Annotated in this window: 23 protein-coding genes and 1 tRNA gene; 14 read left to right on the forward strand and 10 right to left on the reverse strand. The window is 65.0% G+C overall.

What is annotated here, in order from left to right; translation table 11 throughout:
- Positions 1-70: 70 nt before the first annotated feature.
- The gene (locus DND132_RS04550) at positions 71-427 is read right to left on the reverse strand and encodes an ArsR/SmtB family transcription factor (RefSeq protein WP_014321533.1); all 357 of its coding nucleotides are present in this window, start codon (positions 425-427) and stop codon (positions 71-73) included.
- A gap of 115 nt (positions 428-542) precedes the next feature.
- Positions 543-3503, reverse strand: coding sequence for an NAD-glutamate dehydrogenase domain-containing protein (locus DND132_RS04555; RefSeq protein ID WP_238528328.1), 2961 nt, complete (start codon positions 3501-3503; stop codon positions 543-545).
- A 236-nt stretch (positions 3504-3739) separates the two neighbouring features.
- Between DND132_RS04555 and DND132_RS04560 the strand changes: the two genes are divergently transcribed.
- Entirely contained in the window at positions 3740-4684 is a 945-nt protein-coding gene (locus DND132_RS04560; RefSeq protein ID WP_014321535.1) for a chemotaxis protein, read from the forward strand.
- Complete coding sequence (locus DND132_RS04565; RefSeq protein WP_014321536.1) at positions 4684-5082, forward strand: Hpt domain-containing protein; 399 nt, start codon at positions 4684-4686, stop codon at positions 5080-5082. The genes DND132_RS04560 and DND132_RS04565 overlap by 1 nt, the downstream gene beginning before the upstream one ends.
- A gap of 63 nt (positions 5083-5145) precedes the next feature.
- Here the strand turns inward: DND132_RS04565 and DND132_RS04570 are convergent, their stop codons facing one another.
- The 3 genes from DND132_RS04570 to DND132_RS04580 form a co-directional block, all read right to left on the reverse strand.
- A complete protein-coding gene (locus DND132_RS04570) occupies positions 5146-5655 on the reverse strand; it encodes a hypothetical protein (RefSeq protein ID WP_014321537.1) in 510 nt (169 codons plus the stop codon).
- Positions 5656-5666: 11 nt separating this feature from the next.
- Entirely contained in the window at positions 5667-7511 is a 1845-nt protein-coding gene (locus DND132_RS04575; protein WP_014321538.1) for a UbiD family decarboxylase, read from the reverse strand.
- 107 nt (positions 7512-7618) lie between these two features.
- A complete protein-coding gene (locus DND132_RS04580) occupies positions 7619-7879 on the reverse strand; it encodes a hypothetical protein (protein ID WP_148266940.1) in 261 nt (86 codons plus the stop codon).
- A gap of 247 nt (positions 7880-8126) precedes the next feature.
- On the opposite strand from DND132_RS04580, the gene DND132_RS04585 reads away from it, so the two are divergent.
- On the forward strand, positions 8127-8531 hold the full coding sequence (locus DND132_RS04585; protein ID WP_014321540.1) for a bacteriohemerythrin: 405 nt from the start codon (positions 8127-8129) through the stop codon (positions 8529-8531).
- A 49-nt stretch (positions 8532-8580) separates the two neighbouring features.
- Here DND132_RS04585 and DND132_RS04590 read toward each other — a convergent pair.
- Positions 8581-8657, reverse strand: a tRNA-Arg gene (locus DND132_RS04590).
- Between the two features lie 164 nt (positions 8658-8821).
- Between DND132_RS04590 and DND132_RS04595 the strand changes: the two genes are divergently transcribed.
- Positions 8822-9388: a UbiX family flavin prenyltransferase gene (locus DND132_RS04595; protein WP_014321541.1), complete on the forward strand. Its 567-nt coding sequence runs from the start codon at positions 8822-8824 to the stop codon at positions 9386-9388.
- Between the two features lie 10 nt (positions 9389-9398).
- Positions 9399-10076 carry a metal-dependent hydrolase gene (locus DND132_RS04600; RefSeq protein WP_014321542.1) on the forward strand — a complete coding sequence of 226 codons (678 nt, stop codon included), beginning with the start codon at positions 9399-9401 and terminating at the stop codon, positions 10074-10076.
- Between the two features lie 4 nt (positions 10077-10080).
- On the opposite strand, the gene DND132_RS04605 is transcribed toward DND132_RS04600, so the two are convergent.
- Both DND132_RS04605 and uvrC read right to left on the reverse strand, forming a co-directional pair.
- A complete protein-coding gene (locus tag DND132_RS04605) occupies positions 10081-10935 on the reverse strand; it encodes an aldo/keto reductase (protein WP_014321543.1) in 855 nt (284 codons plus the stop codon).
- A gap of 86 nt (positions 10936-11021) precedes the next feature.
- Positions 11022-12836 carry an excinuclease ABC subunit UvrC gene (gene uvrC, locus DND132_RS04610; protein WP_014321544.1) on the reverse strand — a complete coding sequence of 605 codons (1815 nt, stop codon included), beginning with the start codon at positions 12834-12836 and terminating at the stop codon, positions 11022-11024.
- Between the two features lie 281 nt (positions 12837-13117).
- On the opposite strand from uvrC, the gene DND132_RS04615 reads away from it, so the two are divergent.
- From DND132_RS04615 to DND132_RS04655, 9 genes are all read left to right on the forward strand, one after another.
- Positions 13118-14404: an outer membrane homotrimeric porin gene (locus DND132_RS04615; RefSeq protein WP_014321545.1), complete on the forward strand. Its 1287-nt coding sequence runs from the start codon at positions 13118-13120 to the stop codon at positions 14402-14404.
- 290 nt (positions 14405-14694) lie between these two features.
- The gene (gene hisD / locus DND132_RS04620) at positions 14695-15999 is read left to right on the forward strand and encodes a histidinol dehydrogenase (protein ID WP_014321546.1); all 1305 of its coding nucleotides are present in this window, start codon (positions 14695-14697) and stop codon (positions 15997-15999) included.
- A 25-nt stretch (positions 16000-16024) separates the two neighbouring features.
- A complete protein-coding gene (locus DND132_RS04625) occupies positions 16025-16921 on the forward strand; it encodes a phosphoribosylaminoimidazolesuccinocarboxamide synthase (protein ID WP_014321547.1) in 897 nt (298 codons plus the stop codon).
- 264 nt (positions 16922-17185) lie between these two features.
- Positions 17186-17476, forward strand: coding sequence for a 30S ribosomal protein S6 (gene rpsF, locus DND132_RS04630; protein ID WP_014321548.1), 291 nt, complete (start codon positions 17186-17188; stop codon positions 17474-17476).
- A gap of 11 nt (positions 17477-17487) precedes the next feature.
- Positions 17488-17751 carry a 30S ribosomal protein S18 gene (rpsR, locus tag DND132_RS04635; RefSeq protein WP_014321549.1) on the forward strand — a complete coding sequence of 88 codons (264 nt, stop codon included), beginning with the start codon at positions 17488-17490 and terminating at the stop codon, positions 17749-17751.
- 13 nt (positions 17752-17764) lie between these two features.
- Entirely contained in the window at positions 17765-18307 is a 543-nt protein-coding gene (gene rplI / locus DND132_RS04640) for a 50S ribosomal protein L9 (RefSeq protein ID WP_014321550.1), read from the forward strand.
- Positions 18279-19730 (forward strand): replicative DNA helicase, encoded by a 1452-nt coding sequence (dnaB, locus tag DND132_RS04645; RefSeq protein WP_014321551.1) that lies wholly within the window; start codon positions 18279-18281, stop codon positions 19728-19730. The genes rplI and dnaB overlap by 29 nt, the downstream gene beginning before the upstream one ends.
- 17 nt (positions 19731-19747) lie before the next feature.
- A complete protein-coding gene (locus DND132_RS04650) occupies positions 19748-21037 on the forward strand; it encodes a phenylacetate--CoA ligase family protein (protein ID WP_014321552.1) in 1290 nt (429 codons plus the stop codon).
- 6 nt (positions 21038-21043) lie between these two features.
- Positions 21044-21541, forward strand: coding sequence for a DUF456 domain-containing protein (locus tag DND132_RS04655; RefSeq protein WP_014321553.1), 498 nt, complete (start codon positions 21044-21046; stop codon positions 21539-21541).
- Between the two features lie 22 nt (positions 21542-21563).
- Here the strand turns inward: DND132_RS04655 and DND132_RS04660 are convergent, their stop codons facing one another.
- Positions 21564-21914: a carboxymuconolactone decarboxylase family protein gene (locus tag DND132_RS04660; RefSeq protein ID WP_014321554.1), complete on the reverse strand. Its 351-nt coding sequence runs from the start codon at positions 21912-21914 to the stop codon at positions 21564-21566.
- Positions 21915-22016: 102 nt separating this feature from the next.
- Positions 22017-22904 carry a patatin-like phospholipase family protein gene (locus tag DND132_RS04665; RefSeq protein WP_014321555.1) on the reverse strand — a complete coding sequence of 296 codons (888 nt, stop codon included), beginning with the start codon at positions 22902-22904 and terminating at the stop codon, positions 22017-22019.
- Positions 22905-22914 lie beyond the last annotated feature (10 nt).

Consider the following 22914-nt stretch of genomic DNA (forward strand, 5'->3'; position numbering starts at 1 on the left):
AACCTACAAGTTCATTATATTCACAAGTGAGTAGTTGTTCATAAAACCGGACAAAAAAAGAAGAGGCGGGCTACGCCTCTTCCTTGATGTGGTCCAGCCCCTGGGAGACCAGGTTGCGCACGTGGTCGTCGTCCAGGGAATAAAATACGTTCTTGCCCTCCTTGCGGTAGCGCACCAGCTTGGCGGCGCGCAGCAGCCTGAGCTGATGGGAGATGGCCGACTGGGACATGTCCAGGACCTCGGCCAGGGCGCATACGCAGAGTTCGCCGACGGACAGGGCGAACAGGATGCGCACCCTGGTGTAGTCCCCCAGGGCCTTGAAGAGTTCGGCCAGGAACAGGAACTCCCGTTCGGAGAGCATGGCCGTTTTGGCGGCAGCCACGTTTTTGGCGTGCTGCTCGGTGTCACTGCAAGCAATGTTCGACATTTCTTCCCTCACATGAATAATCACTCATTTGCTATGACAATACAGTCATACACCCTGTTTGTCAAGCCCGGTCTCCCCGCCTGCCGGGGCGCCGGGCCGATTTTCGCATACCACCCTACCCCAGGCCCAGGCGGTCCAGGGTCAGGAGCTTGCGGCCCGAGTAGTCGAGGATGCGGTCGATGAGTTCGGCGTGGGGCAACCCCGCGGCACGTACCTCGGCCATGAGCCCGGCCACGATCTTCTCCTGTTCGAGGTAGCCGAAGACCACCTCGCGCACGTCGCGCAGGGAGACCAGCCGGTCGGCCCAGCCCATGCCCTCCTGATAGAGCATCTTGGCCGAGATGAACGAGGCCAGCAGGGCCAGCTGGTGGGCGCGCGGCAGGTCGGTGACGATCCGCTCGCGGTACTTCTCGACCAGCACGGCCGGACAATAGGCCAGCAGGACCTCGACCAGCTCCGGGTCGTCGGCCACCCGGTCCACCGAGGCCGTGAGCACGCCGTCCACGCGGTCGGCCAGGGCGTTGATGGACGCGGACAGGGCGTAGGACAACTCGGTGATGGTCCGTCCGCCCCCGGACAGCTTGTACTCGCGCATGAGCACGCGCGCCTCGGAACGCGCCCGCAGCCGCAGGATGTCCAGGAGCTGCCGGATATACTCGTCCTTGATGCCCAGGAACTCCTCCTCGCTGAGGATGAGCCCGGCCAGGATCTCGTAGGACGAGCAGATGACCCCAGTCTTGTTGGCCGACGGGCCGGGGACCACCAGGACGCCCGCCCTTTCGAGCTGGGCGCGGGCGTCGGTCGAGATGAAGATGTTCGCTCCCTCGACGATGCCCCTGGCCGAGGGCGTGCCGTCCTTTTGCAGGAATTCCTTCCAGTTGGACATGTTCACCGTATCCGGCCTGCCGCCCGAGGGGATGAAGATGTCGGCCACCACGGTATTGTGCAGGGTATTGCGCACCCGGGTCCCGTTCGGCTCCGCCGTGGAGACCGCCAGGGCGCCCTCCCCCCTGAGCCTGGTCCGGTCAAAGTCGGCGGCCTTGAGGTCGTTGTCCATGAGCCGCAGCAGTTCGGCGTGGTCCATGCCCGCCGGGTCGAAGACCGCGCCGTGGCCATCGCTCATGGCCACGATCCGCGCGTTGTCGCCATACTCGCGCATGAGGATGCGCATGACGTTGGAGGCCACGTCCCCGGCCGGACCGCCGGTCAGCTTGACCGTGAACGGCTGCTTTCGGGGGTCGATGCCCAGCGTGCGCAGCAGCTCCTCGGCAAAGACGATGACGCCCTCGGAGGTCACGCCGTACTTCTTGTGGGCGATGCCCGCGCCGGGCTTGGAACTCATGAAGGCGCTGGGCCACTTGTAGCCGCGCCGGGCCGCCCGGTCGGCCATCCACTGGATGTGGGCCGGGGTGATGTTCTCGTCCGGGCCCAGGAAGATGATCTCCTCGCGGTTGAGGTAGTCCACGATGCCGGGCTGTACGAAACCCTCAGCCCCTTCCGGCACCACCAGAAGGTCCAGGAAGGAGTCGACCATGGACTTGACTGCCAGGTCGATGTCCCCTTCGGGACCGAGGAGGATGACCGCCTTGGACCCGCCCTCGGGGATGTCCTTGTTCTTGAACTGCTGGGCGCGGGCCAGCTTGGTGACCTCGTCCAGGAGCCGGTTGGACTCCACCTCGAACTGCTCCTGGCTCCAGGTCCGGACCACGCGCACGCCGCCGCGCGCCATGTCGCGGTAGCGCACCTGGAAGGCCCAGCTGTAGGGACCGTGGAAGCAGTACAGGCCGAAGGGCCGCTCCCTGCGGGGCAACGGGGCCAGGATGAGGGGGTCGAGCCGGAAGCTCAGGCCGAACTTGTGCTCCAGGTAGTAGTTGGTGCGCAGGGTGTAGCGGAAGAACTTGTAGACGTAGGTCAGGATGTCGCGGTGGATGGCGTTGTCCACGTCGCGGATGGCCGCGCGCACCCGGTCGCGCCGTTCGCGCACGGCCGCGGGCCGGTCGCCGGTGAAGGCCGGGTCGCAGCGCACCCGGAAGTAGTCCATGAGCAGCCGGGTCACGTCCCGATGCTTGAGGATGGCGTAGACGATGCGCGACGAGGTGTAGGCGTGCAGGTCCCGCCGGATGAGGAACTGATGGGCGAACTCGCCCGCGGCCTGCATGAGCATGACCTGGCCGATCTCCCAGCCGTCCTCGTAGGCCAGCGCCTCCAGGCCGTGGGGCGCGAACCACTTGCACAGTTCAAGCTGCCGCTTGAGGCGCAGCCAGCGCTCGCCGCCCTCCTCGAGGTCCACGCGCGTGCGGTCGAGGTAGAAGCTCATGATGGAGATGGCGGGCAGGCCGGGCCGCTCGAACTCGTCGGCATAGGCCCGGTCCACGGGAATGCCCTCCCTGGCGAAGACGTTGACCACGGTGTGCAGCAGCCCCTTCTTGGGCGGCTGGACCATGGCCACGCCGATGCGGTCGAAGCCGGGGTGGACCTCCTTTTCGAGCTGCACCTGGACGCGCTCCTCGTTCTCCACGCAGCCGCAGGTCTTGAAGTGGCGCACGGCCCGGCCCGGCTCGAACTTCTCCATGTAGTCCTCGCTGACCCAGCCGAGGAACCGCTCGAACCCGTTCAGGTCGCCGGGGGCGAGGTCCATCTGCCCGGCCCTGGCCTTTTCCAGGACCTCGCGCACGCCCACGTTGTCCGCCGCGCAAGCGGGCTGCGGCCCGAGGACGAAGGTGTCCAGCCGGATGGTGTCGTCGCGGCTGGAGTAGATGCGCGCGTGCTGAATGTCCTTGTCGCGGTACTGCTTGAGGACCCAGCCCAGGGTGTCCATGTCCCCGCCGGGGGAGATGTGCGTCACCCGCGAGCCGCACGGGCTGTGCAGGGCGATGGCCTGCTTCTCCTCCCGGACCATGCCGGAGATCAGGGCCATGAGGTGCTTGACCTGCTCGTCCTCGCCGTGGGTCTGGAAATAATACTCCGGCATGTCGGCATAGAACCACGGTACCAGGGTGGCCGCCGAGCTTTCCAGGGTCTTCAGGAGCTTCCGCCGAATCTTCTCCGGATCAACAGGCCTTGCGCCGTCCATCATGCATCTCCCTTGGGTACGGGTCAGTTTTTCGCTTGTCTTCCTTGTGCATGGACGCGGCCAGCGCGTCAACCCCGTGAGAGGGCCCGAGGAGGACCGGCGAGGCGGCCGGGCCATAGCCCGAAGACGTTATAAATGTCTTAGTTCTCAATCTAATGCCGTGGACATAAAATGTGCGACAGCGTAATGACTCGGGTATGACCACCTGGGAAAGAGCATTCGAAAAGGGAGCAGGCATTATGAGTAAAAGCGCCATAGATACCGGCATCCTCCTGGAAACGGGGACCAACGAGCTCGAAATACTCGAGTTCTACATCAACGAGATCCGCGAGGAGGGCAAGGAGCCCGTACCCAACTTCTTCGGCATCAACGTCGCCAAGGTCATGCAGGTCATCGAGACGCCCAATCTCGAACCGCCCGAGTCCGCCCCCCACCCCTCGTTCATGGGCACCATCCCGCTGCGCGACCTGATCCTCCCGGTCCTGGACCTGTCCGTCTGGCTGGAGCTGGACATGCCCAAGACCGAACGGGACATCGTCATCGTCACCGAGTTCAGCAAATCCGTGACCGGGTTCCTGGTCTCGGGCGTGACCGAGATCCACCGCGTGGGCTGGGGCGAGGTCATCCCGCCGTCGAGCATCATCTCGACCAACACGGACGCCATCGTCGGCCTCATCGACAAGGGCGACTACTTCGTTCAGCTCCTGGACCTGGAGACCATCCTGTCCCAGTTCGAGCCCGACGACGGCGTGGAGATGGCCGTGTCCGAGCACGAGTACAAGGTCCTGGTGGCCGACGACTCGGCGACCATCCGGGCCATGATCAAGGCCAACCTGACCGAGGCCAACTTCAGGCCGATCATCACCAACAACGGCGACGAGGCCCTGCGCACCGTCCTGGACCTCAAGGCCCGGGCCGAGACCGATGGCAGGGACATCACCGAATACGTGGACCTGATCATCTCCGACATCGAGATGCCGCTCATGGACGGCTTCAGCCTGACCAAGAACATCAAGCAGGATCCGGTCTTGCGCAAGCTCCCCGTGATCCTGTACTCTTCCATCATCACGAACGAACTGCGGCACAAGGGCGAGTCGGTCGGCGCGGACATGCAGATATCCAAGCCCGACCTGCACACCATCCCCCAGGTGGCGCTCGAACTCATCGAAGGCGGTGCGGGTTGATGCAACGGGGCGACGAAGTCCTGGAAATCTTTCTCGAAGAGACGGCGGAGCGGCTCGACGCCATCGAGTCGGGCCTGCTCCACCTGGAGAATTGCGGCGCGGACTGCGGGTCCGAGACCATCAACTCCATCTTCCGCGACGCCCACTCGGTCAAGGCGGGCTCCAACCTGCTCAAGCTGACCAACATCGAGGACCTGGCCCACAAGCTGGAGAACGTCCTGGAGATGATTCGCAAAAAACAGATCGCGCCCTCGGAGATGATCGTCACCGCCTGCCTCGAATCCGTGGACAAGCTGCGCGAGCTGATCGAGAACGTCGAACGCAGCGAGACCATCTCCACCCGGCTGCACACGCACATGCTCGCCGTGGCGGTCCAGAAGACCCTGCATGGGGAATGACTCCCGAAACACGACAAAACGGCCGCGTCCCTCGGGATGCGGCCGCTTTTTTGTGCGCGAAAACTAGTTTTCCAGGGTGGACAGGAGTTCCTGGGCCTCGCTCATGCGCGCGAAGGAGGTGTTTTTGAAGACCTCGCCCTCCACGGCCTTGACGAACTCGTCGTAGGTCATGATCCGGAAGTCCATCATCACGCCCTTGACCTTGAAGTACGCCTCAAGGAAGGCGTAGACCGGCTCGTCCCCGAGGCACTTGGCCAGGTCGCGGCCGTTGTTCATGGCCGTGAACGGCTTGTTCAGGCCGCCCAGGAAGAACATGTCCAGGCCGGACCGCCCGTCCGTGACCACCCCGAGCAGGTTGAAGTTCATGAGCCGGGCCGCGAACTCCTCGGTCATGTCGGGAAATTCCAGGAGGTCCTTTTTGGGGTACATGCCCACGAAGACCATCTGCCCGCCCTCCTCGGCCATGGTGTGGCGGAAGACGTGCTCGTCCCGGTTCCTGCGGGCGGCCTTGACGGTCTCGTAGAGGTCCAGGGCAAAGGCGAGTTTCAGTTCGTCGGCGACTTTCTGGTCCATGTGCTTCTCCGTTAGATGATGCCGTGCAGCGGGCCGCCCTCGGCGCCCAGTTCGTCCACGCGCTTCTCCACCTCGGGGTCCTCCTCAAGGGGCGGCGCGTGGTAGGTCTTGAGTCTCGCGTCCACGACCAGGGCCTTGTCCGCGCCCCAGTGCTTGGCGTGGGTGAATGCGCCCGCTCCGTAGATGTCCGTGGCCGGGTCGGAGCGGGTGAAGGTCACCCACAGGAAATTGTCCCAGTTCGCGGCCGTGAAGCGCGCGTCGTCGGCCACCACGACGAGCGGGAACCCCTCGATGCCCGGCACCCGCGCCAGGGTCTCGCCCAACCGCTCCAGGGCCGGGTCCTGCCGGTCCCGTCCCCGACGGTGCCTGGGCCCCTTGAGGACCAGGATGCCCGGAGCGAAGACCCGTGGATCGCGGAAGCCGCGCGGCAGGTCGAGCCCGGCCGGGAGTTCGGTCCCCAGCTCGCGCTTGGGCGGCCCGGCCACGGCGAAGATGACCTTGGAGCCCTGGTTCAGGCTGATGCCCGAGTAGTCCAGGGTGTCGATGGTCGTCCGGGTGATGAAGTGTAGGTCGCGGGTCAGGTCCGCCCGCTCGAGCATGTGGCGGAAAAAGGCGGGCACGTCGTGGCAGCCCACCCCGGCGGGCAGGTCCTCGCGGGCCGCGATGAGCACGTACTTCGACAGCGCGGTCTGGGTGTTGCCGAGCAAACCCATGGCGTTGGTCAGCAGCTCCTGGGGCTGGCGCTCGGCGGCATACGGCACATAACGTTCGCTGCCCACGGCCAGAAGCAGCGGGTGTACCCCGGCCGCGTCCACGGCGTGGACCTCGTGCACCCCCGCGAAGACCGACGGCACCAGCTCGGCGGTCAGCTCGTGGACGAACTGGCCGAACAGGGTGTCCTCCTGGGGCGGGCGGCCCACGGTGGTGAAGGGCCAGACCGCGTCGTCGCGGTGGTAGACCCTGTCCACCTTGAGGACCGGAAAATCGTGAGCCAGACTGTAGTAGCCCAGGTGGTCGCCGAAGGGGCCCTCGGGCTTCTCCCCGCCCCGGACGATGGTCCCGCAGATGCAGAAGTCCGCCTCGGCCGGGATGGGCAGCTGGCCCGGCCGCCTGACCATGGCGATGCGGTGGCCGCCCAGGGCCCCGGCGAAAAAGAGTTCGGCCAGCCCCTCGGGCAGAGGCATCATGGCGGCCACGGTCATGGACGGTGCGCCGCCCACCGCGATGTTGACCTTGAGCGCTTCGCCCCGGCGCAGGGCCTCGGCGTGGTGGTGACCGATGCCGCGATGGATCTGGTAGTGCAGCCCCACCTCCCGGTCCTGCACGTAGTCGTTGCCCGACAGCTGGACGCGATACATGCCCAGGTTGGAACCGGCGTAGCCGGGCCGGGCCGGGTCCTCGGTGTAGACCTGGGGCAGGGTCACGTAGGGCCCGCCGTCCAGGGGCCAGGACTTGAGCTTGGGCAGGCTGGACACGGCCGTCTCGTTGGCCATGACCGGGCCGTCGGACACGGTCCTGGGCAGGGTGTGCCAGGCGGTCCGGGGCGCGCCCAGGTACTGCCACGGACGGCGCAGCAGCTCCATGGGCTCCAGCTTGAGCTTCATCAGCCGTTCCACCGTGTCCACGGTGTCCCGGAACAGGAAGCGCATGCGTTCGCGGGTGCCGAAGAGGTTCGCGGCCATGGGGAAGCGGCAGCCCCGGACGTTGCTGAAGAGCAGGGCCGGACCCTTGGCCCGGAAGACGCGGCGCTGGATGGCGCCGATCTCCAGGTCCGCGTCCACGCACTTGTCGATGCGGACGAGTTCGCCCCGCGCCTCGAGGGCGTCGAGGCATTCACGCGTGTTCCTGTATCCCATTGCGGTTCCCGTTTGTTGACTTGTGGCCCGACAATCTAGACGGAAACGGCGGAAAAGTTAAGCGAAGAATCGATCCGCACGGGAGCCGTGGAGCGGAAATCGCCGGGCTATTGCGTGGCCGAGGGCGGTTCCCAGACGCAGTCGTAGCGCATGGGCGACAGCCTGCGATAGGCCGTATTCAATTCCACATCGAGGGGTTTCATCCAGCGCGAGGCGAGATTGCGGCAGGTATTGCAGAACTCCTCGGGGTAGCTGCACACCAGACAATAGGGCTGGTAGTCGTCGCAGCTCAGGGAGTTCCAGGGACGTTGGCGCCCGAGAATGCATCGCTTGTGGAAGAAGACGCATTCCTGGCAGTTGTTTGACATCGTTAACATTTTCTGCATTGCTCAGTCCTCCGAACCGGGTATGATCTCAGTATGCCCTGTAAGCACGGCGGCCGCATTTTTTGTATTATAATCTGATCCGCCCAGCCTGTTTTTTCCCCGCCGGGCACGGAGCCGGGACCAACCCGCCGGAATGACGCGATTCTTCAACCGCACGCAATCACGGCCTTGTCATTTGCCCGGTATCTGCTAGATTTCGCGGACCCAATACCGCCTTCGGAGGATATCGATGCCCCTCATTCAATGGGACGAGACCATGTCCCTGGACATGGACGAGCTGGACGAACAGCACAGGGAACTGATCGACCTGATCAACGAGGCCTTTGACGCCATCCAGCGCAACGACGAACGATGCATGGCCCCGCTCATCGACAAGATGCGGGACTACGCCGTGGTCCACTTCGAGGCCGAGGAGGCGATCCTGCGCAGCTGCGGCTACCCCGAAAGCGAGGTCCACGCCGGGCAGCACCGCGTCTTCGAAGAGAAGGTGGAGGAGTTCCGGCGCAACCTGGCCGCCCAGGCCAACCTCTCCCAGGTCTTCATCTTCCTCAGCCGCTGGCTGACCAGCCACATCATGCACGAGGACCGCAAATTCCTCCCCTGGCTCCCGGAGACGGACGACGAGGGGGCATAGCGAACAAAAAGAAAAAGCCCCTGCGCGGCAGGGGCTTTTTCTTTTTTCATGGTGGGCTATGCAGGATTCGAACCTGCGACCTCTTGCTCCGGAGGCAAGCACTCTATCCAACTGAGCTAATAGCCCACGGGAAGGAAGTAGCTATACTTCGCGTTCTCGTTTGTCAAGGCTATACTAAGCGATGTAAAAATGAAACAAGGACCGGGCAGAAACCGCGCCGGGCGGTTTCGCCTTGCAAAAAAAGATCAAAAAAGTCTATAGGTCTGAAGAATAGGACAAGCGGAAACAGCATGGACAGCAAACGAATCATCCTCGCGGTCAGCGGCGCAAGCGGCACCCTGTACGCGGCCGCCCTGGCCGACGCCCTGGCCGGACGCGACGACGTGGAACTGCACGTCATCATCTCGGACGCGGCCCGCAAGGTCATGGACCTTGAAACCGACCTGGCCCCGGACGCCCTTGAGCGGGGCGCGACCGCGGTCTACGCGCCCGACGACATCGCCGCACTGCCCGCCAGCGGCTCCTGGAAGCACGACGGCATGATCATCTGCCCCTGCTCCATGGCCACCCTGTCGGCCGTGGCCACGGGCTTCGGCCACACCCTCATCCACCGGGCCGCGGACGTGACCCTCAAGGAGCGGCGCAAGCTGGTCCTGGTGCCGCGCGAGACCCCGCTGTCCGTCATCCACCTGCAAAACATGCTCACGGCCACCCGGGCCGGGGCTGTCGTTCTACCGGCGAGTCCGGGCTTCTACCAGCGCCCGGCGACCATTGCGGACCTGACCGGCCAGGTGGCCGGCAAGGTCCTCGACCAACTGGACATCCCCCACTCCCTGTTCCGGAGGTGGGGCGATTAGGAGAAACGCCATGGAGATCACCTGGTTCGGCCACGCCAACTTCAGGATCAAGAGCGCCGACGCCACCCTGTTCATCGACCCGTTTTTCGTGGGCAACCCCAGCGCGCCCGCCTCCTACAAGGATGTGGACGACTGCAACCTCATCCTGGTCACCCACGACCACCACGACCACATCGGTCAGACCTTGGAGATGGCCGTCAAACACGACGCCGAGGTGGTGGCCATGTTCGACGTCATCCAGGCCCTCATCCAGCAGGGACTGCCGGAGCACCTGGGCGTGGGCATGAACATCGGCGGCACGGTCAGCCGCAGGGGGCTGGACATCCAGATGGTCCAGGCCATCCACTCCTCGACCAACGGCGTGCCCGCGGGCTTCGTCATCACCGAGCCGAGCGGCCTGTGCGTCTACGACTCGGGCGACACCGGCCTGTTCGGGGACATGGAGTTGATCGGGAAATTCCACGACATCGACGTGGCCATCCTGCCTATCGGCGGCCGGTTCACCATGGATGCGCGACAGGCGGCCTACGCCTGCAAGCTGCTCAAGTGCAAGAAGCTCATCCCCCAGCACTGGGGGACTTGGCCCATCCTGGACCAGAACACCCGGTCCATGGCCGAGCAGCTCGCCCTGGTCGCCCCGGACACCGAGATGCTCGAGCTGGCCGTGGGCCGGCCCCTGGTCATCTAGGCCGCTAGAACTCCTCGTAGACCGCCGGGTCCTGTCCCTTGAGGCGGCCGTCCGGGCGCGTCAGGGCGTCGATGGCCGCCATGTCCGCGTCGCACAGCTCGAAGTTGAAGACGTTCAGGTTTTCGGCCCGGCGCTCGGGCGAGGCGGACATGGGCAGGGGCACCACCCCGGACTGAATGTGCCAGCGCAGCACCACCTGGGCCACGGTCTTGCCCGTGTTCGCGGCGATGTCGCGCAGGGTCTCCTCCCCCAGGAGGCCCATGCCCCGGCCCAGCGGCCCCCACGCCTGGGTGACGATGTCGTGCCGCCGGTCGAAGGCTCGCTGGGGCTTCTGGGAAAAATACGGGTGCAGCTCCACCTGGTTGACCGCCGGAGGCGTGCCGGTCTCCCGGACCAGGACATCCAGGTGCTCGGGCAGGAAGTTGCACACGCCCGCCGAACGGATCAGGCCGCGCTCGCGCGCCTCGAGCAGGGCCCGCCACGCCTCGACATACAGCCCCCTTCCGGGGTTGGGCCAGTGGATCAGATAGAGGTCCCAGTAATCCAGCCCGGCCCGGTACAGGGACTCCTCCACCGTGCGCAACGCCTCCTCGCGCCGCTGGTGGCGGCCCGGCAGCTTGGAGACCAGGAACAGCTCCTCGCGGGGCACGTCCGCCCACTGCACGGCCTCGCCCAGGGCGCCCTCGTTCTCGTAGACGAAGGCCGAGTCCAGGAGCCGGTATCCGGCCCGGATGCCGTCGGCCATGGCCGTCGCGCCGGAGGCGCCGTTGAGCCGGTAGGTGCCGAGCCCGAGGGCGGGCATGGTCCGGCCGTCGTTCAATTGGATGCGGGGGATGCGGGGGATGCGGATTTCGGGCATGGGTCGTCTCCGGTGCGGGGGGAATGGGGCGGGGTCGCCGTTTCGGACACCATACGGCATTTCCCGCCGGATTCAACCCCGTGCGATCAGCCCTCGCGCGACGACTTGAGGGACTGGAGGGCGGCGTGGATCTTCTCCGCCCGCCTGGGACCGATGCCGGACAGCCCGCCGATGGTCCCGGGATCGGCCTCGAGCATGGCCTCCAGGGACTCGAAGCGGTCCCAGAGGATGCGTGCGGTCCGGGGGCCGATGCCGGGCAGGGAGGTCAGCTCGCTGCTCAGGACCGCCTTCTTGCGCGCCCGGCGCTGCCGGCCCAGGACGAAGCGGTGGGCCGCGTCGCGGATCTTCTGCAAAAAGAGCAGCTCCGGGCTGCCGGGCTTGAGGGGCATGGGGTTCACGCGGCCCGGCCTGAAGATGACGTCGCCCAGCTCGCCCGCGCGCCGCGACTCGCCCTTGGCGATGGAGGCCAGCTCCCAGCCGCACTCCTCGGTACACTCGGCCAGCCCCTTCTCCACGGCGGAAATCTGGCCCCGGCCGCCGTCGATGAGCACCAGATCGGGCCACGGCGGACCGGACTCCATGCGGCGGCGGGCCCACGCGGCCAGGGCCGCGTAGTCGTCGCCCGCCCCCTCCAGCTCGGGGAAGGCATACAGCCGCGAGGCGTCGGGGTTGCGCCGCCCGTCCTCGAAGACCACCTGTCCCACGCGCATGTCCGTGCCGCCCAGGTGGGAGGCGTCCACGCACTCGATGCGCACGGGCTCCTCGGGCAGGCGCAGGACCCGCTGCAGCCGGGAGGAGATGGTCTCCGCGGCCTCCACGGCCCGCGCGGCCACGTTGCGGGCGATGCCGAGCAGCTGTTTTTCCTGGGTGTTCCGGGGGGCGACAATGCGCACGCTCGCGCCGCCGCGCTCGGTCAGGACCTCGGGCAGCGGGGACTCCTCCAGCTCCATGGGCACGACCACCGTGGACGGGATGAAGCGGCCCGGCCCGTAGAACTGGCCGAGGAAGCTCTCGACGACCTCGGGACCCTCGTCCAGGGTCAGGCCGGGCCAGAAGAACTGCTTCTGGTCCAAAAGCCGCCCCTGGCGCACGAAGAGCAGCCCCAGGCCGAGCCCCTGGCCGGTCTCGGCCAGGCCGATGACGTCGCGGTCGCGGTTGTCGTGGATCACGGCGGCCTGCCCTTCCACGGTCTTCCGCACCGCCCGGATCTGGTCGCGGTACGCGGCGGCCTGTTCGTAGGCCATGTCCTTCGAGGCGGCCTTCATCTTTCGGGTCAGGTCGTCCACCAGCTCCAGGCTGCGCCCGGACAGGAGCATCTCCACCCGGTGGACCATCTCGGCGTAGGCCTCGCGGTCCACGTCCTTGACGCACGGGGCCCAGCACTGGCCGATGTCGTGGTACAGGCAGGGGCGCACCCGGTTGCGGAAGGCGGTGTCCTTGCACTTGCGCAGGGGAAAGACCTTGCCGAGCAGCTTCCAGACCGTGCGCGCGGCCGAGGCCGAGGTGAACGGCCCGAAATAGACCGAGCCGTCGCGAACCACCTTGCGGGTCATGGACAGGCGCGGGAACTCGGACTGCCGGTCCAGCCGGAAGAGCACGTACTGCTTGTCGTCCTTGAGGACCACGTTGTAGCGCGGCCGGTGCTTCTTGATCAGCCCGGACTCCAGCAGCAGGGCCTCCTTCTCCGTGGCCGTGAGCAGGGTGTCGATGTGCCGGATGCGGGCCACCAGGGCGCGGGTCTTGGGCGTCAGGGCCTCGGCCTTGCGGAAATAGGAGGCCAGCCTGCGGCGCAGCTTCTTGGCCTTGCCCACGTAGAGGATGCGGCCGCGCCCATCCTTCATTAAATAGACGCCCGGCGTGTCCGGAAAACGGTCGGCAAAAAATTTGTACTCGGTGTCCATGTCGGTGCGGTATTTTTTCAACACTTTTTCAGTCGGGAGTGACTATACGGGAAAACGCGGCGCAAATCATCTCCGCCGATATATTCCACAACTAAGCTATTTTGTTTATTTTTATCGTATGACACCCCGTGCGTTGGTTCAATTTTTTGGCCGGTAAAAAATTTTTTACCAAACGGCTTTTTTTTGGCTCAAACCCTTGCCAAAGGGTTCGACCTGGGATAAACGGAACAACAGTTAAGGCGTTAACTTGGTCTTTAATCGCAAAAAAAGGAAGATCACAAATGAAACGTTTGTCCCTTCTCGCCATCGCCCTGATCATGGTTCTGGGCATGGCCGCGTCCGCTTCCGCGGCGCCCGAAGTTGCCATCTCCGGCAACGTTCTGATCAACGCCGTTTGGAAGAACAACTGGGATTTCAGCAAAGTTGCTGATGAAAAGAACATGACCATCTACCAGCGCGCTGACCTGTACTTCACGGTCACCGCCAACGAGAACCTGAAAGGCGTTCTCGGCCTGCGTTCCAACAAGGATCAGTGGGGTGGTACCGAAACTCAGCTGGGCAACCCCGGCGGCAACAACGGCTCCAACGCCCTGTACGTCCGTGATGCCTACATCGACTTCAACTGGCCCGGCACCGACGTCAACGTCAAAGCTGGTATCCAGTACCTGGCCCTGCCCACCGCCATCGGTGGCAGCTCCTGGATTCTCGGTGACCGCGCCGGCGCCGTCATGGTTTCCGCGCCCGTGACCGACAACGTCTCCGTCCTGGCCGGTTACACCCGCCTGTTCGACACCACCGGTAACTCCAACGTCACCGACGACGGTCAGGTTGACGCTTGGCTGCTGGCCCTGCCGCTGAACTTCGAAGGCGTCTCCGCCACCCCGTTCTTCCTGTATTCCAACACCGGTGTGAACTCCGTCCTGGGCGATGCCACCACCTACTGGGCCGGCACCGACTTCACCATGTCCCTGTTCGACCCGTTCGTCATCAAGGCTGACATCAACTACGGCAACAGCGACAACGACATCGACACCGCTGACGCTTCCGGTTGGTTGTTCGACCTGGGTGTGGACTACACCGGCTTCGACTTCATGACCGTGTCCGCTTACTTCGTCTACACCACCGGTGAAGACGACGACGCCGCCAACGGTTCCGAGCGTATGCCCATCCTGGTCAACGACTGGGCTGTCGGCTCCTTCTTCTTCGGTGGTGGCTCCATCACCGGTGACGATATGGACAGCTCCGAGCTCGGTTTCTGGACCCTGGGCGTGTCTCTGACCGGCATCCAGTCCTTCGCTGAAGGCCTGACCCACGACTTCCACCTCCTGTACGTCAAGGGTACCAACGACAAGGATTCCGTTGTCGCCGGCACCACTGTCGATGGTCGTTACCTGACCGAAAAGGACTCCCTGTGGGAAGTTGACTTCAACACCGCTTACGCCGTGTACGACGAGCTGACCCTGTACGGACAGCTGGGCTACATCAACTCCGACTTTGACAAGGACATCTGGGCCGACGTGGACAACGATGCTTGGAAGGTCGCCACTGGTGTTGTTTACAAGTTCTAAGCTCGCTTAGAACCGTAAGCTGAAAAGCTTATTTGCCAAGTAACGCCCAGAGGGCCGGGGAGTGCAAACCCCGGCCCTCTTCTTTTTCCCTTGCGGGCCGGAGGCGCCGGGTGGACACTGTCCGGCGGAGCGCGATGAAGACGCGCCCGGACCGGGCCGCCCCGCCCGGCCGGAAGGCGCCAAGGCAGCCGTCCCGTTTCGCCGGGACCGCCGCCCTCGACTTTTGATCGGCGCTCGGCTATAAAATGTCCCCTTGGACGAACAACAAGACAACCGCCTTTGAGGTCGATATGGATTGCAGAGATTTGACTTACGCGAACCCGGACGACTGGCCCGGCATCGCCCGCTGGCTGGAAAAGCGCAAGGACCCGGACACCAAGGTGGACACCATCGTGCGGGGCATCCTCGCCGATGTCCGCGAGCGGGGCGACGAGGCCCTGGCCGAATACACCCGCAAATTCGACTGCGCGTCCTTTGACGCGGCCGACCTCCGCGTGCCCGAAGAAGCCATCGCGGCCGCCCTGGCCGAGATCCCGGACGACGACGCGGCCATCCTCCGCGAGGCCATCGAGCGAGTACGCACCTTCCACCTGAACCAGAAGGAAAAGTCCTGGTGGACCACCGCCGAGGACGGCACCATCCTCGGCCAGATGGTCCGGCCCGTGGACCGCGTGGGGCTGTACGTGCCCGGCGGCCAGGGCGGCGAGACCCCGCTCATCTCCAGTCTGATAATGAACGCGGTCCCGGCCCAGGTGGCCGGGGTCGGCTCCATCGCCGTGACCTCGCCCCCGCGCAAGGACGGCACCCTCAACCCGTACATCCTGGCCACCGCCGCCCTGCTCGGGCTGAGCGAAATATACCTGGCCGGGTCCGCCTGGGCCGTTGCGGCCCTGGCCTTCGGCACCAAGACCATCGCGCCGTGCGACGTCCTGGCCGGTCCGGGCAACATCTTCGTGGCCACGGCCAAGTCCCAGCTCATCGGCCGGGTGGGCATCGACATGGTCGCGGGCCCGTCCGAGATCGTCATCCTGGCCGACGGCTCGGCCAACCCGGCCTGGCTGGCCGCGGACATGCTCTCCCAGGCCGAACACGACCCCCTGGCCGCGTCCATCCTGGTCACCCCGGACGCGGACCTTGCCGCCCGGGTGCGCGCGGAGCTGGACACCCAGTGCGCGGCCCTGCCCCGCTGCGAAATCGCCTCGAAATCCCTGGCCAACTGGGGCGCGATCATCACCGTGCCCGACATCCCCACCGGGGCGGAGATGGTCAACCTGCTCGCCCCCGAGCACCTGGAACTGGCCGTGGCCGACCCGTGGTCCCTGCTCGGCTCCATCCGCCACGCCGGTGCCATCTTCATGGGCCACAATTCGCCCGAACCTGTGGGCGACTACTTCGCCGGGCCCAACCATGTGCTGCCCACCCTGCGTACGGTCCGTTTTTCCTCCGCCCTGTCGGTGCAGAACTTCTGCAAGAAATCCAGCGTGATCGCCGCGAGCCCGAGCTACGTGTCCGAGCACGGCGCCAAGATCGCCCGGCTGGCCCGGCTGGAAGGCCTCGAAGCCCACGCCCGCAGCGTGGAACAACGCAACAAATAGCATTACCATAGAAAGAGGGAACATCATGGCTGCCGTTCTTGAAACCAACATCACCGAATATCCGCTCATCTCCCGCGGCAAGGTCCGCGACATCTACGAGATAGACGCGGACACCCTGCTCCTGGTGACCACCGACCGCATCTCCGCCTTCGACGTGGTCATGCCCGACCCCATCGAGGACAAGGGCAAGGTGCTCAACCAGATCACCCTGTTCTGGATGAAGATGATGGAGGACCTGGTCCCCAACCACATCATCGCCACCAACGTGGACGACTACCCCGAACCCCTGCGCAAATACCGCGACCAGTTGCAGGACCGCTCGGTCCTGGCGAAAAAGGCCAAGCCCCTGCCCATCGAGTGCATCGTGCGCGGCTTCATCACCGGGTCCGGCTGGTCCGACTACCAGAAGACCGGCGAGGTCTGCGGACACAAGCTGCCCGAGGGCTTGCAGGAATCCGCCATGCTCGAAAAGCCGCTGTTCACCCCGTCCACCAAGGCGGACCTGGGACAGCACGACGAAAACATCTCGCTCGACAAGGCGGCCGAGCTGCTCGGCGAGGAGATGATGCGCAAGGTCGAGACCCTGGCCCTGTCCATCTACACCCGCGCCCGGGACTACGCCAAGCAGCGCGGCATCCTCATCGCGGACACCAAGTTCGAGTTCGGCATCCTGGACGGGGAACTGCTCTTCATCGACGAGGCCCTGACCCCGGACTCCTCCCGGTTCTGGCCCGAGGAGGGCTACGCGCCGGGCCAGTCCCAGCCGAGCTTCGACAAGCAGTACTTCCGCGACTGGCTGGTTCAGATCGGCTTCAACAAGCAGCCGCCCGCGCCGCACGTGCCCGCGGACATAGCTGCCCGGACCCGCGAAAAGTACCTCGAAGCCTACAAACTTCTGACCGGAGAAGACCTGAAGGTCTAGGGAGGCATCATGCCCGAATGGCTGCAACTCATTGCCCTGGTCGTCGTGGGCCTGGCCATCGGCCGGCTCCTGCGGGGCAAATTCGGCGGAGGATGAGGACCCTCGAACCAATGCGGCTGGACGCCGCCCGAGGACAAGGATAAGAAATAGGGGGTTGTGGGACCGGGCCCGGCTCTTGACAGTCGGGCCGATTCCTCATATGTAACCCCTCTTGCCTTGCTCTCCCCCAGGTGGGGGAGGGCCAATGACCAAAAGGAGAATGAAATGGCAAACAATTACGAGACGCTCGTCCTGCTCTCCCCGGAGCTGGCGGCAGAGGACAGGACCACCATCCTGGACACTCTGACCGGCATCGTGGACCGCGAGGGCGGCAAGATGGTTGAGACCGACGACTGGGGCATGCGCCAGCTGGCCTACCCCGTCCAGAAGCAGACCCGTGGATACTACGTTCGCCTGGTGTACGACGCCCCCGGCGCGCTGGTTGCCGAACTCGAGCGCAACATCCGCATCACCGACGGCATCTTCAAGTTCATGACCGTCAAACTGGCTGCCTAGGAGGTTTCACCATGGCTTTCCGCAAGAAATTCACCCCGAGGAAGAAGTTCTGCCGCTTCTGCGCGGACGCAGAGCTGCCCCTGGACTACAAGCGCCCGGACATCCTGCGCGACTTCGTCACTGAACGCGGCAAGATCATCGCCCGGCGGATCACCGGCACCTGCGCCAAGCACCAGCGCCGCCTGACCAACGAGATCAAGCGCGCCCGCCAGATGGCCCTGCTTTTCTACACCACCGTTCACAGCACCGATGTGAAGAAACGGAGCTCCATGTAGGAGGGAGGACCCGATGAAACTTATTTTACGCGCTGACGTCGACTCTCTGGGTCGGCTCGGAGACATCGTTACCGTGAAGCCCGGCTACGGCCGCAACTACCTGATCCCCCAGGGTCTGGCCAAGCCTGCGACCACCGCCAACCTGAAGGCCTTCGAACTGGAGCGCCGCAAACTGCAGGAGCAGGCCGATTCCCTGCGCGCCCAGGCCCAGGGCCTGGCCGAGCGCATCGCCGCCTCTCCCATCGAGATCGAGGTGCGTGTCGGCGACGGCGACAAGCTGTACGGCTCCGTGACCACCTCCAACATCGGTGACGCCATGGAAGCCGCCGGCATCGAAATCGACCGCCGCAAGATCATCCTGCCCGAGCCCATCCGCTCGCTCGGCGAGTACGAGATCGAGATCCGCCTGCACCCGGACGTCCACGGCGAGCTGAAGCTCTCCGTCGTCCGCCACGGCGGCGCCGTTGTCGAGGAAGAGACCGAAGTAACCGAAGAAGTGGCCGAGGCCGTCGAGGAATCCGCAGAGAATGCCGACGCCGAAACCGCAGAGGCCTAATTCAGGCCAGTACGCCGATAATCCGGAAGAGGCCCTGGACAGGGCCTCTTCCGATATCCTACGCAAAGTCCCTCCGCATTCCTTCGAGGCCGAGCAGGCCGTGCTCGGCGGCGTGTTCCAGTCGGACACCATGTTCCACCAACTGGTGGACATCATCAGCCCGGACGATTTCTATTCCCCTGTCCATCGGGACATCTTCAAGTCGTTCATCCAGCTCTACGACGCCCACCAGCCCATCGACGTGGTCACCACGGCCAACCAGCTGGCCCAGAACGGCACCCTGGACACCGTGGGCGGGCCGGTCTATCTGGCCGAACTGTCCGACTCCGTGGTCAGCGCGTCCAACGCCCTGCACCACGCCCAGATCGTCCGCGACAAGGCCATCCTGCGCGACCTGATCGACATTTCCAGCGGGATCATCTCCAACTGCTTTTCCTCGCGCGACGTGGGAGAGGTCCTGGACGAGTCCGAAAAGGAGATCTTCCGCATCGCCCAGTCCAAGGAGATGCGCGGCATGCTGTCCAGCGGACAGCTGGTGCCCAAGGTCTTCGACGAGCTGACCGCCCGCTTCAACAACAAGTCCGTGGTCACGGGCATCCAGACCCACTATCACGAATTCGACAACATGACGGCCGGGTTGCAGAACTCGGACCTGATCATCATCGCGGGCCGCCCGTCCATGGGCAAGACCGCCTTCGCCCTGAACGTGGCCCTGCGCGCCGCGGCCCGGTCCGAGTGTCCCACGGCCATCTTCTCGCTGGAGATGTCCATGGAGCAGCTCATGACCCGTCTGCTGGCCGTGCAGTCCAAGGTGGAGCTGTCCAACCTGCGCACCGGCTACCTGGACGACTCGGACTGGAACAAGCTCTACGAGGGCGCGGACGTGCTCAGCAAGGCGCCCATCTTCATCGACGACACCCCGGCCCTGTCCACCCTGGAACTCCAGGCACGCTGCCGCCGCCTCAAGGCCGAACACAACCTCGGGCTGGTGGTCGTGGACTACCTCCAGCTCATGCGCTCCAGCGCCCGGCCCGACTCCCGCGAGCAGGAGATTTCGGACATCTCCCGCCACCTCAAGGCGTTGGCCAAGGAACTGAACGTGCCGGTCATCGCCCTGTCTCAGCTCAACCGCAAGGTTGAGGAGCGCACGGACAAGCGGCCCATGATGGCCGATCTGCGTGAATCCGGGGCCATTGAGCAGGACGCGGACATCATCATTTTTCTCTATCGCGACGCCGCCTACAACAAGAGCGAGGACAACCCGCTCAAGAACCATGCGGAAGTCATCATCGGCAAGCAGCGCAACGGTCCCACCGGGCGGTGCGAGCTCTTTTTCAAGAAGGAATACACCCTGTTCGAGAACATGGACGCCACGGCATATCCCTCGGAACTGCCCCAGGGATTCCACCAGGACGCCGACTAACCGCAAGCGGAACTGCAATGTACTACGATCCGGTAGAAACCATGGACCGCGCCGCCCTGGAAGCGCTCCAGGTCAAACGCCTCAAAGAGACCATCGAAATCGCCAGGCGCTCGCCCTTCTACGCCGAGCGCCTCAAGGGCTTCGACCCGGCCGAGATCACCAGCCCGGCCGACGTGACCAAGCTGCCCTTCACCACCAAGGACGACCTGCGCAACCAGTATCCGCACGGCCTGCTGGCCCGGCCTCTGGAGGACTTCGTCCGGCTGCACGCATCGAGCGGCACCACCGGCTCGCCCGTGGCCATCTTCTACACCCAGAAGGACCTGGACACCTGGGCCGACCTCATGGCCCGGTCCATGTACTGCTGCGGCTGCCGTCGGTCCGACGTGCTTCAGAACACCTCCGGCTACGGCCTGTTCACCGGGGGCTTGGGCATCCACTACGGCTCCGAGCGGCTGGGCATGCTGACCATCCCGGCGGGCGCGGGCAACACCAAGCGCCAGATCAAGATGATCTGCGACCATCAGGTCACCGTCCTGCACATCATCCCCTCCTTCGCCCTGTATTTCGCCCAGAAGGTCCGCGAAGCCGGCTATGACCCCAAGGACATGCCCTGGCGCATCGCGCTCATCGGGGCCGAGCCCCACACCGAACAGGCGAGGGCCAAGATCGAGGAGCTGATGCACATCAAGGCGTACAACTCCTACGGACTTTCCGAGATGAACGGTCCGGGCGTGGCCTTCGAATGTCAGTACCAGAAGGGCATGCACCTGTGGGAGGACGCCTACATCCCGGAGATCATCAACCCCGAGACCGGGGAGCACGTGGCCGAGGGCGAGGTGGGCGAGCTGGTCATGACCACCCTGACCCGCGAGGGCATGCCGATCATCCGCTACCGGACCCGCGACCTGACCCGCTTCCTGCCGGGGCACTGCGAATGCGGCCGGACCCACAGGCGCATCGACCGCATCACCGGCCGGGCCGACGACATGATGATCCTGAAGGGCGTGAACATCTACCCCATGCAGATCGAGCAGTGCCTCATGGCCATGCCCGAGGTGGGCCAGAACTACCTCATCGAGCTCATCCGCGAGGGCGTGTCCGACCAGATGCGCGTCAAGGTGGAGATCAAGGACGAATACTTCGTGGAGGACATGCGCGCCCTGCAGGGATTGCAAAAGCGCATCGCCAAGAACCTCTGCTCCGAGATACTGGTCACGCCCCGCGTGGAGCTGTGCCAGTCCGACTCCATCCCCAAGGCCGAGGGCAAGGCCGTGCGCGTGGTGGACCTGCGCGGCAAGGAATAGGGCCGCATGGAATACGTCTGGGCCGTCCTGCTCATCCTGGGGCTGCTGCTCTCGCAGGTACTCCAGCTCTTCAGCATGCCCGCCAACTGGGTGGCCCTGGGGCTGACGGCGCTGTGGAAATACGTCTACCCCGAGTCCATGACCTGGAACTTCGTCCTCGTCCTGGGCGTGGCCGCCGCCGCGGGCGAGGCACTGGAATTCGGCCTCCAGGCCTGGGGCGCGGGCCGCTACGGCGCGTCCGTGCGCGGCAACGTGGGCGGCATCATCGGGGCCATCGCCGGGGCCATCTTCGGCGCGCCCTTCTTCCTCGGTCTGGGCGCCCTGCTCGGGGCCCTGGGCGGGGCCTGGCTCGGCTGTCTCGTGGCCGAGATGCCCGGCCGGACCCGGCCCGAGGCGCTGCGCGCGGCCAAGGGCGCCTTCGTAGGCAAGGCGCTCGGCTTCACGGTCAAGACGGCCATCGGCGCGACCATGGTCATCCTGGCCATCCCGCGCGTCTGGCCGTAGCCCGCCCCTCTCCCCTGCTCTTCTATTCCTCGATCAGCCCGAGTTCGCGCAGGTAGCCCACCACGCGCTCGGTCTCGCCCATGCCCGTGGTCCCGCGCAGGGCCAGGGTCACGGCGCAGGTCTCCAGAATCTCGTCCACCGTGGCGCCCAAGTCCAGGGCCATCCGGCACTGGAACAGGACGCACGCCCGGCAGCCGATGCACAGGGCCGAGGCCAGGGCCATGAGCCGCTTGTGCTTGCCGCTGACCGCGCCGTCCCTGTAGACCTCCCGATTCAACGCATTGTAGGGCTCGGCCACCTCGGGCATAAGCCGCTTGAAGGTCTTGGCGTTGGCCTCGTTGGCGGCCAGCAACTCCGTCTGCTTCTCGATCATGTCGTTCTCCTCGTTGGTTGCGGGACTCCACCATGGACCATGCGCGGGCGCGCAACCAGCCGGAATATCCGATGCGGGCCATCAAGAGGACCGAACGCCACCCTAGCGCGCGGCGAAGACCCCCGGCAGCTCGCGGGCGGCCAGGTCGTAGCCGTGCTCGATGATCGGCCCGGCCTTGTCGAAGTCCATCATGCTGCATAGGTTGATGGGGATGCTCAGGACCGCGTCCGGCGGATAGGCCGCGATCTTCTGCCGGGCGATGGAGCCCTGCATGGCGTCGAAGGACTTGTAAAGGATGTCGTAGGCACGGTTCTCCTTGCGCTTCATGACGATCTTGTCGGTCATGGTCCCGAGGAAGTCGGCCACGGCGTGCGATACCCCCGCGCCTTCCTCCTCCCCGGCGTGCTTCTCCGCCGTGATCTCGGCCCCCTTGACCGGGGGCGCGCAGAGGTTCACGGCGATGGTGAAGTCGGTCAGGTCGCTGAAGGTCGGGGCGATGGGCACGGGGTTGAGGATGCCGCCGTCGATGATGTCCTCGCCGTCCACCACCACGGGCTTGAAGAAGATCGGCAGGGCGATGGACGCCTTGATGGCGTCGAAGATGGGACCCGTGCGGATCCAGACCTCCTTGCGCCGGGAGATGTTCGCGGCCACGGCCGTGAAGCTGATCTTCAGGTCCTCGATGCGCTCCTCGCCCACCAGGTTGCGCAGGGTGTCGATGAGCCGGTCGCCCTTGATCAGCCCGTCCATGCCGAAGGAAACGTCCAGCAGGGCGAGCATGTCCCGCTTGGTGATGCCGCGCGCCCAGCGCTCGTACTCGTCGAGCTTGCCGATGGCGTGGATGCCGCCCACCAGCGCGCCCATGGAGCAGCCCGAGATGGACTTGATCTCGCAGCCGTGCTCCTCGAGCCAGTGGATGACGCCGATGTGGGCCAGGCCGCGCGCCCCGCCGCTGCCCAGCACCAGGGAGATGGTTCTCTTCTTCTTCACGTTCCGCTCC

It is taken from the genome of Pseudodesulfovibrio mercurii (genome assembly GCF_000189295.2).
GTDB classification, from domain to species: Bacteria; Desulfobacterota; Desulfovibrionia; order Desulfovibrionales; family Desulfovibrionaceae; genus Pseudodesulfovibrio; species Pseudodesulfovibrio mercurii.

Bases quoted from the DNA above. Each gene is read 5' to 3' on its own strand.
- DND132_RS04550 (WP_014321533.1), bottom strand. From the start codon at position 427: ATGTCGAACATTGCTTGCAGTGACACCGAGCAGCACGCCAAAAACGTG.
- DND132_RS04555 (WP_238528328.1), bottom strand. From the start codon at position 3,503: ATGATGGACGGCGCAAGGCCTGTTGATCCGGAGAAGATTCGGCGGAAG.
- DND132_RS04560 (WP_014321535.1), top strand. From the start codon at position 3,740: ATGAGTAAAAGCGCCATAGATACCGGCATCCTCCTGGAAACGGGGACC.
- DND132_RS04565 (WP_014321536.1), top strand. From the start codon at position 4,684: ATGCAACGGGGCGACGAAGTCCTGGAAATCTTTCTCGAAGAGACGGCG.
- DND132_RS04570 (WP_014321537.1), bottom strand. From the start codon at position 5,655: ATGGACCAGAAAGTCGCCGACGAACTGAAACTCGCCTTTGCCCTGGAC.
- DND132_RS04575 (WP_014321538.1), bottom strand. From the start codon at position 7,511: ATGGGATACAGGAACACGCGTGAATGCCTCGACGCCCTCGAGGCGCGG.
- DND132_RS04580 (WP_148266940.1), bottom strand. From the start codon at position 7,879: ATGTCAAACAACTGCCAGGAATGCGTCTTCTTCCACAAGCGATGCATT.
- DND132_RS04585 (WP_014321540.1), top strand. From the start codon at position 8,127: ATGCCCCTCATTCAATGGGACGAGACCATGTCCCTGGACATGGACGAG.
- DND132_RS04595 (WP_014321541.1), top strand. From the start codon at position 8,822: ATGGACAGCAAACGAATCATCCTCGCGGTCAGCGGCGCAAGCGGCACC.
- DND132_RS04600 (WP_014321542.1), top strand. From the start codon at position 9,399: ATGGAGATCACCTGGTTCGGCCACGCCAACTTCAGGATCAAGAGCGCC.
- DND132_RS04605 (WP_014321543.1), bottom strand. From the start codon at position 10,935: ATGCCCGAAATCCGCATCCCCCGCATCCCCCGCATCCAATTGAACGAC.
- uvrC (WP_014321544.1), bottom strand. From the start codon at position 12,836: ATGGACACCGAGTACAAATTTTTTGCCGACCGTTTTCCGGACACGCCG.
- DND132_RS04615 (WP_014321545.1), top strand. From the start codon at position 13,118: ATGAAACGTTTGTCCCTTCTCGCCATCGCCCTGATCATGGTTCTGGGC.
- hisD (WP_014321546.1), top strand. From the start codon at position 14,695: ATGGATTGCAGAGATTTGACTTACGCGAACCCGGACGACTGGCCCGGC.
- DND132_RS04625 (WP_014321547.1), top strand. From the start codon at position 16,025: ATGGCTGCCGTTCTTGAAACCAACATCACCGAATATCCGCTCATCTCC.
- rpsF (WP_014321548.1), top strand. From the start codon at position 17,186: ATGGCAAACAATTACGAGACGCTCGTCCTGCTCTCCCCGGAGCTGGCG.
- rpsR (WP_014321549.1), top strand. From the start codon at position 17,488: ATGGCTTTCCGCAAGAAATTCACCCCGAGGAAGAAGTTCTGCCGCTTC.
- rplI (WP_014321550.1), top strand. From the start codon at position 17,765: ATGAAACTTATTTTACGCGCTGACGTCGACTCTCTGGGTCGGCTCGGA.
- dnaB (WP_014321551.1), top strand. From the start codon at position 18,279: ATGCCGACGCCGAAACCGCAGAGGCCTAATTCAGGCCAGTACGCCGAT.
- DND132_RS04650 (WP_014321552.1), top strand. From the start codon at position 19,748: ATGTACTACGATCCGGTAGAAACCATGGACCGCGCCGCCCTGGAAGCG.
- DND132_RS04655 (WP_014321553.1), top strand. From the start codon at position 21,044: ATGGAATACGTCTGGGCCGTCCTGCTCATCCTGGGGCTGCTGCTCTCG.
- DND132_RS04660 (WP_014321554.1), bottom strand. From the start codon at position 21,914: ATGATCGAGAAGCAGACGGAGTTGCTGGCCGCCAACGAGGCCAACGCC.